The following is a 15,622-nucleotide window of genomic DNA, read 5'->3' as shown; positions in this document are numbered from 1 at the left end:
TTTATAAAGTAACATTTACGCCTAATGAAAATGTAGGACGTTGAGATAATTGAATCTTATCAAATCCGCTTTGAGTAGGAGTTTGTCCTTTTAATTCCTTTGCTGAAATTGTAAACAAATTGCTTCCTGAAAGCGTAAATTCTGCCCTGGTAATATTCAACTTTTGTAATAATTTATCCGATAAACCATAACATAAACTCAGATAGGTACATTGTAAATAATCTGCACTCACAACCCGTATATCAGAGTAATTATATTGATCCCAACTATTTGCAGCTACTCTTTGATTCTCGCCCCTATACCAACCGCCAGTTGCCCAGTGATCATCATATGGACTATTAGCTGAGTAGTTTAGCACAGCCGGAATATTTGTTTTCAATTCATCACCGGGGTTTCTCCATCTGTTCAGCAGATCCTTATTCAAATTATATTGAGGAGAATAATCATTCCCGTTTGGATAGAATTTCAACAATCGGGTTTTGGCTCCCAGACTATAAGAAAAATTTGCATTTAACCTCCAGCTTTTATAACGCATTGATGTATTAAACCCTCCGGTAACATTTGGATCCCGTCGTCCAGATTTCACTAACACCTTTGTATAAGTATCATATTTATTAAGATTGGCAATTGAAGCAACATCTCCATCATCAAACAAAGGACCTCCATCCTCAGGGTTCAGTCCTGCAAATTTATAACTATAAAATGTACCTATAGATTCCCCCTCAATGATAGCTGTTCCATTTAAAAAGTCACCATACTCGTAGGTATCTATTCCAACTTCTGATTTCATCTTATTATTAATTTTTGTCATAGACCCGGAAAAAGTCCAGAAAAAATCTTTTTTACGAATTGGAGTAAGAGTAAAATCAATTGTATATCCTTCATTTAATATATCTCCCCCATTTACCATATACGAAGTGTATCCATTAATTCCGGATATAGGTCGCTCAATAAAAGCATCTTTAGTATCCTTGTTAAAATAGGTCAATTCAAATTGCAATATATTATTCCATAAAGAGGAGTTCAGGCTGATGTTAAAAGAACTTGTTTTTTCCCATTTTAAATTTGGATCCGGGTAGGTATAAATACTGGATGTATATTCATTAAAATAAGAATCATAAGCACCTGCCTTAATAATTGTTTTGGGCGACAAACCCGTTAACATATTCCCTTGAAAGCCATAAGAGGTTTTTAACCTGAGATAATCAAAAGTAGACTGATTTTTTAACAATGACGCAAAATTATACATAAACGAGGCAGACCATATAGGCAAGACCCTGTTGTTACTTTGATCGCCAAATTTATTCGAGTTATCTAACCTTGCATTGGCATTTATTGTATAGTAATCTTTATAACTATAAGATGCAGAAGCATATTCGGACAATAAGTTGGTAAGATTATCAGTTACGGTTGGAATATTGGTTGACAACCACTGTGCATATTTTGTATATGTGGTCAAATCAATATCCGACACGTAGGACTTACCCCGCTCCTTCATATAACCACGAGTTGTTAATGAAAATCCATCATATTTTGAGGAATTGGCCTCCAATCCAATGGATGCATTAATATTATGCTGATTTTCTACACCAAAATATTTATTTATATCCCCCTGAATTCGTGCAGTGTAAGCATTATTGCGGGTATAATCTTTTGTCAATTCACCTCCATACACTAATTCAGCTAAATCAGGCTGAATATCTTCAAGTGTTTTACTCCTTCTTAACTGAGCAGCATAATAAGTATTTTCGCCCCACCAACCTTCAATTTCAGTGTTAGAAACACTCATAGATACTATCGTATATAGATTTAACCAATCACTCACTTTATAATTTAAATTTGCCCTGGAAGTGATGGATGAATTATTCTGATCAACGCCACTATTCTTTAATTCCTTCAGGATATTATAATCGTAGCCCTCACCACCTCCTGCTCCAAGTGTTTGATTATAAAAATAGTACTCCCCATTTTCATCATAGGCAGGAATCACACGACTGGTATTATATGCATAGTCAGTTGGAGCCAATGAAGACTGGTAATATTTATGCTTACCAGTATTGGCAAGTATGTTTACTCCAACAGATAATTTATTAAAATTATGTCGCAAATTAAGGGAAGCCGTATAACGTGATAAATCATCAGAATTATTAACACCCTGATTTTCTGAATACCCAACAGAAGCTCTATAAATAGTATTCTCATCACCACCCGAAAAGCTTAACGAATGGTTTTGCGACCAGGCATCACGCATCAATAAATCAAACCAATCAGTATTGTTAGTTTCTAATTTATATACTTCCTGTTCAAAAGTATCATAATCAATCTGATTGTTATACAACTGATAAGCAAGTTTTTCGTACCCATACAAACTATTCGAAGATGTAAACATATGATTATCCTGCATTAATTCCCTGGAAAACTGAACCCTTTCCTTAGAATTCATCAGATTGATTGATTTATCCGTATATCTGGGCCTTACCCGAACCGAAGTGCTACCTGAATAATTCACCTCCATTTTTCCGGCTCTACCCTTTTTTGTTGTAATAACAATAACCCCATTGGCAGCTCTTGAACCATAAAGAGCTGTTGCAGAAGCATCTTTCAGAACATCAATACGTTCAACATCCTGCGGGTTAATACCCGAAATTGCATTTCCTATACGATTTATATAATCAGGGTCGTTTAATTCTGCCGGCGACACATCTACCGGATCAGACAAAACAACACCATCAACAACCCACAAAGGTTCTCTGTTACCCACCAATGTTGATACCCCACGCACTCTGATCTTAGGTGTTACTCCCATTTCTCCCGAATTAAAACTAACACTTAAGCCAGGTACTTTACCTGACAACATCTGGTCTACACTAAGAGCCTCGGTTTGGATTATTTCCGACATATCTAACGAACTCACAGCACTAGTAAGTTGCTTCTTATCTATTACCTGATACCCTGTAACAACAACTTCCTGGGTAAGTTGCATATCCGATTTCATTTGAATTTCAAGGTCACTTCCTGTCCATTGAATATCCTGATCTTTCATACCTATAAATGAAATATGAAGGGCTGCTTCATGTTTTTCAAATCCTTTAGATAATGAAAAAGTTCCATCTGCCCCGCTTATTGTACCCACATTTGAGGCATTAATAAGAATACTTGCTCCTGGAAGGGGAATGCCTTCATCATCAAGTATGATACCACGGATAACAGAAGATTTTGACTTCGGCCTGATAATCAAGGTATTTTGCTCAATTTCATAAGTCAAATTTGTTTGTTGCAAACAAAAGTCGATTATATCTCCAATCAATACGTTGTCAAAATCATAATTCTTTATAGGGATACGATTAATGTCCTCGTTGCTATAAACGAAATTTATACTGATCTGCTTGTTTAATTCATTAAACAACTCAAGTGGCGTAACCCCCTTTAAATGAACCGACAATCGCTCTTGCGTCTGTGCTGACACTCTAAATATAAGGACGTAGGAGACCAGGAGCAATAATATTGCCCTTTTAAATAGTACAATCTTTGTCATTTTGTTTTTGTAAAAAGGTTTAGGAATTTTAACCAGCTTAACGTAAAATTTTAAGATTTAAAACGCTTATAAATAATAAAATCCAGATGTTTTCCGGTTGTTAATACATTCCATTGATTAATATTTAATGTATGTGCACAACATTTTCTTTGTAACTAAAGTCTACCTTCTCTACTTTTTCAATAATTGAAAGTAATTCCTTTAAGTTTTTCTTTCTGCTTACATTAATTGTAAACCTGATGTTTTTTAATTCTTGTTTATCAAATTTAATATTGACATCATATATTCTGGATAAACTTGTCATAATCTCCTCCAAGGATTTATCTGTATAAATCAGATTCCCATTTTCAACAGCACTAACGGTTAACTTATTAAGATTATTTATGACAATTTCCCCTTGATCTGCAACTTCAGTTCGCATATTAGGCGTCATTAAAACCGTATTGTCTTTATTACTGACTTCAACCTTACCCCTCACTAATGTAACTATGGTTTTAGCTTTTTCCCCATAGTCCATAATTTTAAACTCTGTACCTAAAACTTTTACTTGTGTTTGACTGGTTTTAACCACAAATGGTGAATTTTTATCATGTGCTACTTTAAAATAACCTTCCCCATTTATTTCAACACGACGGTTAATGGCATTAAAATCTTCGGGTATTACCAAACAAGATTCTGAATACAAATGAATAACCGTTCCCTCACTCAAACGAACCTCAATTTCACCTCCCCGTGGAACTTTCAGAATAGTATATGTTGAATCTTTCACTTCAACATAAGCCACATTTTGTACTTCTTCAAGTTGCCCACCTTTTGATTCGATAACCGCTTTTGACATACCTGTTTTTATTGGAGGTATATCATAGCTAGTCATGTTAATCTGATAAATAAATAACCCAATTATAAAAATTGCTGCTATACTGGCTGCTGTATAAATCCATTTTATTTTTTGTGGCTTCATATTAGCACGCCTGCTAAATTGTTCATATGATTTACTCGCTTCCTCCTCATGATTACTCATTATTGCTTTTTCCACAAAAAGACTATTCTCTATATTTTTTATAAGACGCTTATTCTCCTCAGATATATTTATCCAGGCCTCCACTTCTGCAATTTCATCATCGCTAAGCTGCTCTTTTAATATATATTTTGTAAGCAATACTTTTATATGATCCGATACTGAAAAATCCATATGATGAACTATTTTATTTATATGACACAACATTTATAATAAGGGGTAATGAAAAAAGTAACTTTTTTCAAAAAAAACGCATTTTTGTTATGGAGAAGGATTAAAATATCAATAAAACAAGGGCGACACCTACCCTTTAGACTACAATCAACAAAAAAGAAGTATAAATTCAAGAAGGTGCTTTAGGTTATCCTTCATATAATGGTTTGCATTATTAATATGCTTTTTTACCGTATTTACAGAAATATCCAGGTCTTCAGCAATTTCTTTGTACTTTTTCCCATTCAACTTCTCAACATATACCCTTTTAGTAGCTTCTGATAATTTACTGAAAGTGTGGTTGATTAATGCATAAACTTCTGATTCAATAATTTTTGAACTGATATCATCCTCTATTTGATCAATAAGCAATTGGGTATGATGTTTATCTCTTTTATTGGAAATACGGATTTGGTTAAGTGCTGTATTCTTTACCGATTGGTATAGATATGCTTTAAGTTTATGCTTATTTTCGAACACAGGTTTTTTATCCCATACCTTAAGCCAAACATCCTGAATAATATCTTCAGCCTCATCTTCTGAATTCAGGATTTTTGTTGCAAAATACTTTAACCCTGTATACATTTCTGAATATAACCGATGGTAATTACTTTTTTTTCCCAAATCCAGTTCATTACTCATACACATCAACCTTTAACTAAAGCACCCCCTATAAAACAAAGGGTTCCATTCTATTTACACAATTATTTCTCTAACGACCCATTTCCGGGAGGGCAAAGTTTCTGAAAAAATTTTACTCCACAAACTCTTTTCTAAAGAAAACAGAAGCTCAAATATAGTATTTCTACATTTATATAAAATAACTTAAATCATGTCTATAATTTATCCTCCCCAATCCGATCTTATAAACTTTAAGTCTGATATTTTAGGTTAGAATGCTATTCTTATAATATATAATGCCAATATTTTAAGTGAAAATGGCATTCTTATAGCTTATAAAGCCAATATTTTTAAGCAAGTGTGCTAAACTTATAGAGTTTTATGCCAAAATTATAAGCCAGAGTGCCAAACTTATAGATTTTTTTGCCAATATTATAAGACTGAAAGCTAATTTTATAGGGTTTTAGGCCAATATTTTTAAGCCAGAGAGCCAAACTTGTAGAGGTTTTTGCCAATATTTTAAGCCAGAAAGCTAAACTTATAGCTTATGAAGCCGATATTTAAGGTATAACCCCGATATTTAGGGGTAATGCCCGATCATTAGGGGCTTGCAGAAGGTTTTGGGCGGTTGTGTTTTGTTAAAATCAAATTATTAGAAAAGCATAACGAAGTATTGATAAAGGAAACTGAAGTAAAATGGATCGGCAACTTCAATTAACAAGCGGAAATATTAACCTATGCGGGTAAAAACAGGATCTTTTACCCGCATAGGTTAGTTCGTTGTATTTAGTGTTGGCAAGAAAACTGCTGAAATTTCTGTTAGCCCACCCACACCCCTCAGTCCTCCCGAATACAAGTTCGGAACAGGCTCTAAAGGGGAAGTTACTTCCGCACAGTGCGTTGGAGTTTTCCCCTTTAGGGGAATCAAAGGGGTGAGCGTAGGAATCATGAATTTTCTTGCAGGAACTATATAAGGCTAACGACTACTTACCTACAATAATATTTGCCCCATTTGGGATTATACTGAGTTTGAATTGCCCTTTGTCACTTATCTTCTTTTCCACTAAGCGGGCTTTTTCATTTTTATCGTCATAATAAAACGAAATATTTTTGCCTGCCAACATTGGCAATTCTACCTTGAGGTTTAATACCTCATTAGTGGCATTTACTCCTGCTACATACCAGGTATCTCCACTTTTACGGGCTAACACACAGTATTTACCCGGATAACCATCAATAAAAACTGTTTCGTCCCATGTAGTAGGGATATTTTTCATAAAATCAATCTCAAATGCCGGTTTATCCGTGAGGTTATTGGGTGCAATACCAAAATTTTGTACCGGGGTTTGGAACAACACTGCTGTAGCCAGTTCAAAAATATCTGTTACAATACGCTTCTTTCCCCCGTCGTTATTCCGGTTTCTGTTTTCATTCAGCAACACAGGACCAAAATCCATACTACCCACGGTGTTCCTTATAAAAGGGTGAAGACAGGCATTATAGGCTTCTTTATCGTTAAAATGCTGTTGAAAAACCAGGTTTTCGGAAGCCAATACAGCCTCACTACCTACAAAGTTTGGATACATTCTTTCCCAACCTCTTGGCAAGGTGCAACCATGAAAAATAATCATTAAACCTGCGTCGTTGGCATCTGAGAGTATATCCTCATACAATCTCATAGTTTCCTGCTTATCTCCTCCAAAGAAATCCACTTTTAGACCTTTTACTCCAAGACTCTTTAACCATGCCATTTCCTTTTTACGGATAATTGAATTATTCATTTTATGGTGAGGCCCTTGTGGCGCATTATTCCAATGACCATTAGAGTTATACCATAAAAACACATCCACCCCTTTTGATTGTGAATAACCAATCAGTTCAGGCATTCTTTCATAACCAACCTGAGTATCCCAAAGCGCATCTATAAGAATGTATTCGTATCCCATGGTAGCTGCCAGATCAATAAAAGCCACCTGATCGTCATAATTCATGCTGTTGTCCTGCCATAAGATCCAACTCCATGTTGCTCTACCATATTTATATTTCTGTGATGCTTCGTACTGGGGCTTAACCACATCAAAAGGCACGGTTGTTTCAACAACAGGCTTTAAATCGCTCCCTACCGTAATTGTTCTCCATGGTGTACTTCCCGGCAGTGCCATTGCTGCATTGGCTGAACCAAAGCCATTGTTCTCATCAGGATGTGGAAAAGCAATACTATATAATCCCCGGGCATTCCCTTCACTTAGGTGAGAAGCACAATAGGAGCTATTGACGCCTGTTTCAGAAACCAACACCCAACCATCATCCCCTATATGAAATAAGGATGGAAAAGTAAAACCCAGACCATATTGCGAAGGAGCTCCCAACTTATCGTCAGCCACATACTCTTCTTCATAACTTGGCTTTGTTTTTTTCCAACCAATGCCAGGTGTAGCCTGAGGTGTTATAAATGTGGTAGCTTTTGAAGGAAAATCGAATCCGGTAATTTCTTTTTCAATAATGCAGCAAATATTATCTCCTTCAGGATATAGGGTATAGTTAAAAGCTACATCATTATTGCTTAGTCTGAAAGTAACATCCATTTTCTGCCCTGATTTGTTTTGATACGAACAAACCAACTCATTGGCAACATAATGAATATTGCTCCTTTTTGTAGTTGCCAGACTATATTTTTCATCAATGGCAGTTTCCTTTTTACCGGTATAGGTAAGATCATGGGTAAAATCTCCTAAATCAGTTACCAACCCCAATGGAGAGTTCTCCAACATTTGCTTTCCATCATATAAAACCGAATAGCTTAGCTTTCCTGATTCCAAAATAACTGTAAGCTCCAGGCGCTCATCGGGTCCGGATATTTTTACTTTTTCTGCGTTTATGCCGGCTATAGAAAAAAGCCAGGTTGCCATAAACAGTATTATATAATTCTTCATGCCTTATAAAATTTTATATTCAAAAAAGGGTTGAAGCCTTAATTGTTAACGCCTCAACCCTTGATTTATGTTTTATAACTTTACTGCTTTAACCCCTTCAAAAGTCGGTTTTACTTCAATAATATTTCCCTGGGCATCAAACTCCAGTTTATCGATACATACTTCGCGATGAAATCCGCCTTTAGGTCCCATTTCAACACCCTTTGGATAGGTAAAACGGTGATATACCAAATACCATTCGTCTTTTCCAGGAACCTGGACCGCAGAATTATGTCCTGTGGCAAAAATGTTTTTCTCCGCGTCGCGCTGAATCACAATGTTATTTTCAGGGAAGGTTAGCTTACCCAATGGAGAATCTGAAGTAGCATAGCGTACTTTATATTTTGGACTTCGGGTATCATCTTCCGACCACATAAAATAGTATTTTCCATTTCTGTATATCGTATAGGTACCTTCGCGGAAAGTATCTCCAATTTTAAAAGTCTTTAAGGTTTCTTTTTTAATGGAAACCATATCCTCATTCAACTCAACACCTGCCATATAGCAATTGCCCCAGTACAGGTAGCTTTTTCCTGTTTTAGGATCAGTAAAAACATCAGGATCAATCTCCTGACCATTGGTAACCCCTTTAGGTTTAAAGTCGATCAAAGCCTTACCGCTATCCACAAACGGTCCGGTTGGATCATCGGCCACGGCCACACCAATTTTTTGAGCTGCCGTAAAATAATAGAAATACTTGTATTCCCCTTTAATTTTTTTCTCAATAATACAAGGTGCCCAGGCGTTTCTGTTTGCCCAGCTTACATCCTTATGCAAGTCAATGATTATTCCTTCATCTTTCCAATCCACTAAATTATCCGAAGAAAAAGTTTTAAAATAATAGCCCGACCAGCCATCGAAACCATCTGAGGTTGGATAGATATAGAATTTATTTGTTTTTTCTGCATAAAGAATATCCGGATCGGCATAATACCCTTCCAGTACAGGGTTATGATCCTCGGCCAGTTCAACGGCATACTTTACCTCGCCTAAACCTTCATATTTAAAAGTATACTCTACAGCTCCTTTAGAGAAATCCTGAGCCCCTGCAGGTTGGATAGACAACCCTGGCCAGGCTTTAAACTGAGGATCGAAATTGGTAAAGTCAACTCCCGGTTTAACCGGTATATGGATGGTTTTGCTTTCTGCTTTGATATCCACGTTTAATTTCTTAATACCTTCGCCCTGAGACTCTATCATTACATCTTCAAAACTTCCCCATTGGGTCATTAACCTGTTTAATTCATCAGTTGTTATAGGCATTACGGTTCCGTGTCTTGGATGAAAATTCATTGAAATTTCTTCATCAATCACGGTAAAGTGTTTTAGATCGGTACTTTTTGTAAACTGGTAACCTCCCTTGGTATACAAGTCATACATCAATATCCATTCATCCGAATTATTTAGTTTAAAGATCCCACTTCCTTCAACAGGGTCTGTTTCTTCGTCCACTCTTTCCTTGCTAACCAGTTCATAACCTTCTGTCAACTTATCCGACATGGCCAATTTAATACCCGGTTCTCCATCTTCCGACTTCATAAAGAAATGGTACTTGCCCTGGTACTTAATAATATCGCCATCGATACAGGCATTGTTGGTTGGACTAAAAAACAACTGTTCTGGCGCTGCTTCTAAAGCTGAGAAATCCGGGTTGGCATAGGCATAGTAAATTTTATCCGGATCGTTGCCCTGTTTCATGGAAAAGTAAATCATATACTTACCCTGCTCCTCATCATAAATGGTTTGCGGAGCCCAAACCCTGTCAACATCGCCAAACTCATCTTTATAGGTTTCAGGGATATTTACCACTGAAGTTTCCCAGTTGATCAGATCGCTTGATTTCATCAACACCATGGCAAAGTTATTCCAGCCCTGTTCTGGTACATACAAATCGGTGGCTACCATATAAAACTTACCATCTGCCCCCCTTAAAATATGAGGATCGCGGACACCACCTGATGTACTTATCTTTTTTGAATCCAGAATGGCCTTATTATGGTTCAAAGCCCGGTAATGATAACCATCAAAACTTACTGCATATCGTATGGCCTCTTCACCAGGGCCGTTTCCGGTAAAATAAGCAAACAAATAGGCAGAATAATCATCCTTATTGCTTTTGGTACAGGAACTTGTTAACAATAACAACCCTGCCGCAACAAAAAGCAGAAACACATTACAACTTCTTTTCATTCTATTCAACGGTATCATCATCGAGTATTTAAATAATTAATAATTTTATATCGAATTCTGGTTAATATTTACAAAAATACCAAAGTATTACTTAAAACATGATCGGCCTACAAAAAAAAGGGGCGAACAATGATCGCCCCTCAAGTATTGTTTAGATTGGATTAATAACCCGGATTATTCGGTAACAAATTTTCATTAATATCTATGTCAGCCTGAGGCACTGGCCATAACCAGGCTTTTGTAGAATTAAATGTTCTTGTTGCAATTTTAATCTGTTTAAAAACCCATTTGGCAGGATCTGCAGGATCACTTAGTAAGGACTTATCATATCCATAAACATCATGTACCAAAGCCTCATCTTTCCATCTTAACATATCCGCATACCGGGTTCCTTCCATACAAAACTCCACCCTTCGTTCATGTCTCAAAATATCACGAAGTTGAGATTGTGTAAGCCCTGAACCTTCAACAGATTCAATTGAAGGCATACCTACCCTTGCTCTTACGGCATTAATTAAGTCATATATTTCCTGATCAGTACTACCTGATTCAATCAAAGCCTCTGCACGCATTAAACAAATATCTGCATAACGCATCAGGATAGTATTCAATGAACTCACATTAACATCGGCCACTCCATATTCTGCGTATTTTCTGGGTTTCGCACCGCATGGGTACTCTGCATAACTAGCTGGAACAAAAGTAGCTTCCCCGTATTGGGTTCCCGGTAAAACAACTGTAGCATCTAACCTTGGATCTCTGTTTGTATAAGGATCCTGATCATCATATCCGGAATTTGGATCATCTATTGGCAATCCATTTGTCATATAATATGAATTAATCATTGAAGCAGTGATGTTTGATGTTTGCCACGTACCTAAAACAAAGGGCTCTGCAGGCCAAGGTTGAGACTGAGTTTGAATATACTGAATATCAAAGATTACCTCAATATTATTTTCATTAGATTCTGTAAACAACGCTTCATAGTCATTAAAGAAATCATATTCATCTAGATCAATAACTTCCTTAGCAGCTTGTGCGGCTTCACTCCATCTTTCATTATAAAGAAGAATTTTTGCTTTATATGACAATGCTGCACCTTTTGTTGCCCTTCCAACCTCTGAACCGTCATACGAAGTAGGTAAAACAGCAGCCGCATCGTCAAGATCTTTGAGAACCTGAGTAAGGACATCACTTTTAGAGTCTCTGCTAACATAGGCTTCTGACAGAGGCAATACTTCTGTAATCAATGGCACATTGCCATAATAGGTAATCAAATCGGCATAAGCATATCCTCTTAAGAACTTAACCTCTGCAACCATTTGTTCTTTCACATCCTCATCCACATCTGCGTTTGCAACATCCTGTATAAACTCATTTGCCCTTGCAATAATGGTATAATTCTGAGTCCATTTTGCATATGGACCCCAACTGGTTGAGGTTGTACTCCACGAACCAATTTCATTTGATCCCTGCCAGGCTGCCTGACAGTAACCATTATCAGACATAAATTCAAATTGATAAAAGTGTGTTGGTGTAGCATTGGGCTGAATAGCAGCATAAACACCCATCAAAGCCATCATACACTGCGTTTCATCCTGAAAAAATGTAGCTGGAGACAAGCTATCCTTTGGTGTTTTCTCCAATAAATCATCTGCACATCCAAACAATACAGAAGATATTAAAAACAATATAAATATTCTATTTAGATTTTTCATATTCATGTTCATTTAAAAGTTAACATTGATACCCATTGTCATTACTCTAACCTGAGGGAACGCCTCTGCCCTGGTTTGATCTACTGTTTGCTCAGGATCGAAACCTTTGAAGTCTGTAATGGTAAAAACATTCTGAATATTTCCATAAACTCTAACAGAACTCAAACCTATTTTTGAAATAATGCCAGGACTTAAAGTATAACCCAACTCTAAATTTTTCAATCGTAGGTATGATGCATCTTCCATATAGAAAGAAGAGTGAATATTAGTACGGTACTCATCCAGGGTTAAACGAGGCAATGTATTAGATGGTCGATCTGGAGTCCATCTGTCTTTCCACCATGTTCCCATATTGGCAACACCACTAAACGGAGATGCTATTTCGTAATACAGATACCCTTCAATACCTTGAACCCCCTGGAAGAACATACCTAAATCAAAGTTTTTCCACTCCAAGTTAATATTCATAGAATAAGTAAGATCCGGGAACTGTTTACCAATAACTTTCCTGTCATTATTAGCATCAACCACATTGTCTCCATTAAGGTCTTTAAACTTAATATCTCCTGGTTGTGCCACATAATTTGTAACTGAAACAACATCTGGTTTTAAAGTATAAGTCGTACCATCGTAATCAAAATCCGACACCTGATAAATTCCATCCATTTCATAGCCGTAAAATGAGTTAATAGCATAACCTACCTTAATAGCCTTAGGAGAATTTAACTGTTCCGGTGCATTCATCTTTGTAATTTTATTTACAATATGAGATGCATTTAGTGTAGTCCTCAATTTTAATCCATTAGAAAAAGTTTTTCGGTAAGTTAGTGATGCCTCAAAACCTTTGTTCTGAACCTCTCCCGCATTTACATATGGGGCAGATGCAGCCATTGTTAAAGGAATTGGACGTGTTAGCAACAAGTCTTTTGTTCTTTTATCAAAGAAATCAAATGTAAAATCAATTCCATTATCCAAGGTTAAATCAACACCAAAATTTAATTGTTCTGATGTTTCCCAGGTTAACTCCTTATTAGTCATACTTGTAATAGCTACACCAGAATACAATGTTCCTCCTAACGAATAATTTCGTCCTGAACTTAATACATCACTACCATTATAATAACTTCCAATATTCTGGCTACCTAATTGCCCCCATGATCCCCTTAATTTTAGAGCTCTTAACCAGTCAATATTACTCATGAAACTTTCTCGAGAAATAATCCAACCTCCTGAAAATGATGGAAACGTACCCCACTGATTTCCTTCTGCAAACCTGGATGAAGCATCTCTACGAATATTTGCTTCAAACAAGTATTTATCATTAAATATATAGTTTACACGACCAAAATAAGATTTTAACCCTAAATCGTAACTACCTGCATCATTTGTTTGAGTAGCTGCATCCCCAAGAGATAATACTCGTTGATCGTTATTAACAAAATTCTTACGATAACCACTTTGCCAGTCCCAGGTAAATTCTTCTTCCGAATACCCTGCTAACATATTTATTTGATGCAATCCAATGGTTTTGTTGTACTTGATCAAAGCAGTCAACAATGTTTGAATATTATTATCATTAGCAACAGTTAAATCAGAAGACTCTGTTTTAGTGCTTCCATCCTTATTGTATAAAACATTATTGGCATTAAATGAATTCCTGTTGGCATCAACAACATTGTATCCATAAGTAAGCTGAGCACTCAATCCATCCAATATTTTATATTCAGCCTCAACCTGTCCATTGAAATTATAACGTTTTGTTTCAGAAGTACTTCCTGCCTTTATGCTTGCATAAGGGTTTAGCTCCCCATTTACAGTCATATATTGACCATCCGCATTTTTTAATGGATAAATAGGAGCCAATGTAGCATACCATGTAGCATTCCAAACACTTCTAGGCTCCCCCTTTACACCAAGGTTACCCGATAACTTAGATGATAATCTTAACCTGTTATCATTTAAAAAATATGCATCTATATTAGAGCGAAAATCTGTCTTTTTATAATTAGTAGCAACCATGATTCCATCCTGATCTAACCTACCTACCATAAAAGCATAATGCAACTTTTCAGTACCTCCAGACATTGTTAACCTATGGTTTTGTGTACTAGCAGAACCATAATAAACATCAAAGTAATCGATGTTTGGATACATAGGATCATCACCAGCTTCATATTTAGCCAGATCTTCCAGTGAATAAGTCTGAACTCGCCCTGAATTTTCAGAAGCTTCCCTGTGAAGCGTTACATATTCAGATGAATTCAGCACATCCGGCAAGGTTGTTGGCTCCTGAACGCCTATATATCCACTATATGAAACCTTCATTTGACCAGGTGCACCTTTTTTTGTTGTAATCAAAATTACACCGTTTGCAGCCCTGTTACCGTAAATAGAAGCAGATGCAGCATCTTTCAATACAGAAATAGACTTAATATCATTAGAGTTTACATCAGACATGCTACCAGGAAATCCATCAATCAATATAAGAGGCGAATTATCACCAAAAGTACCAACTCCCCTAATATCAATCACAGCATTATCATCACCAGGTTTCCCTGAACTTTGCAAAGCATATACACCAGCTACTGTACCTTGTAATGCTAAACTGGCATTGGTCAATGGTCGGCTTTCCATATCGTTCATCTGCACATTTCCGACTGCTCCTGTTAAGTTTGCTTTTTTCTTTGAGCCATACCCCACTGCAACAACTTCATCCAGGCCAATTACATCTGATTTTAGGGAAATATTAAATACCGTTTTGCCTGCAACAGCAATTTCCTGGCTTTGCATACCTATAAATGAAACTACTAAAACAGCATCTTCTGGAACATCCGACAGCACAAACTTTCCGTCCAAATCTGTGATGGTACCAATGGTTGTTCCTTTGATTAAAACCGATGCTCCGGGGATAACTTCTCCCTTATCATCCGAAATTACACCTGAAATAGATTTTGTTACTCCTTCCTGCTGCTGCACCTCTTTATTGAACAACAAAATCCTGTTTTCGGTGACTCTTATTGCGATAGATGTTCCCTGAAAAACTTCATCCAAAAGATTCTCTACCTTTTCATTTTTTACATTAACAGAAACTTCCCTGTTTAAATCGATATACTCAGAACTATAGGCAATAGTAAAATCAGTGTTTTGTTCAATGTAATCTAATACTTCACTGACTTTTACAGCCCTACCTGAATAGGTAATCATATCATCCTGTCCTGACACACTAGCAGAAATCGAGACGAACGAAACAAATAAGAGAATAAATGATAGTTTCATGATTCTAAAGAGTTGATTCACTTTTATTAGAGAACAATCGCCTCTAACTTTTCCATTTTTTTTCATAATTTTACAACGA

General features: G+C 36.4%; 7 protein-coding genes. All 7 read right to left on the bottom strand.

All coding sequences use genetic code 11. The features are described from left to right. Position 1: 1 nt before the first annotated feature. Positions 2-3,535 (bottom strand): SusC/RagA family TonB-linked outer membrane protein, encoded by a 3,534-nt coding sequence (locus OM074_RS03880; protein WP_301197974.1) that lies wholly within the window; start codon positions 3,533-3,535, stop codon positions 2-4. Positions 3,536-3,659: 124 nt separating this feature from the next. Further along, the gene (locus tag OM074_RS03875) at positions 3,660-4,727 is read right to left on the bottom strand and encodes a FecR family protein (protein WP_301197973.1); all 1,068 of its coding nucleotides are present in this window, start codon (positions 4,725-4,727) and stop codon (positions 3,660-3,662) included. A gap of 147 nt (positions 4,728-4,874) precedes the next feature. Continuing rightward, complete coding sequence (locus OM074_RS03870) at positions 4,875-5,408, bottom strand: sigma-70 family RNA polymerase sigma factor (RefSeq protein ID WP_301197972.1); 534 nt, start codon at positions 5,406-5,408, stop codon at positions 4,875-4,877. Positions 5,409-6,370: 962 nt separating this feature from the next. After that, a complete protein-coding gene (locus tag OM074_RS03865; protein WP_301197971.1) occupies positions 6,371-8,320 on the bottom strand; it encodes a glycoside hydrolase family 97 protein in 1,950 nt (649 codons plus the stop codon). Positions 8,321-8,392: 72 nt separating this feature from the next. Continuing rightward, positions 8,393-10,549, bottom strand: a complete 2,157-nt coding sequence (locus OM074_RS03860) for a glycoside hydrolase family 43 protein (protein ID WP_301197970.1) — start codon at positions 10,547-10,549, stop codon at positions 8,393-8,395. Positions 10,550-10,710: 161 nt separating this feature from the next. Continuing rightward, complete coding sequence (locus OM074_RS03855; protein ID WP_301197969.1) at positions 10,711-12,267, bottom strand: RagB/SusD family nutrient uptake outer membrane protein; 1,557 nt, start codon at positions 12,265-12,267, stop codon at positions 10,711-10,713. Between the two features lie 12 nt (positions 12,268-12,279). Continuing rightward, the gene (locus OM074_RS03850; protein ID WP_301197968.1) at positions 12,280-15,609 is read right to left on the bottom strand and encodes a TonB-dependent receptor; all 3,330 of its coding nucleotides are present in this window, start codon (positions 15,607-15,609) and stop codon (positions 12,280-12,282) included. Positions 15,610-15,622 lie beyond the last annotated feature (13 nt).

Origin of the sequence: Plebeiibacterium marinum (genome assembly GCF_026013615.1) — a bacterium.
GTDB classification, from domain to species: Bacteria; Bacteroidota; Bacteroidia; order Bacteroidales; family Marinilabiliaceae; genus Saccharicrinis; species Saccharicrinis marinus_A.
This window is presented reverse-complemented; position numbering and strand designations above follow the sequence as displayed.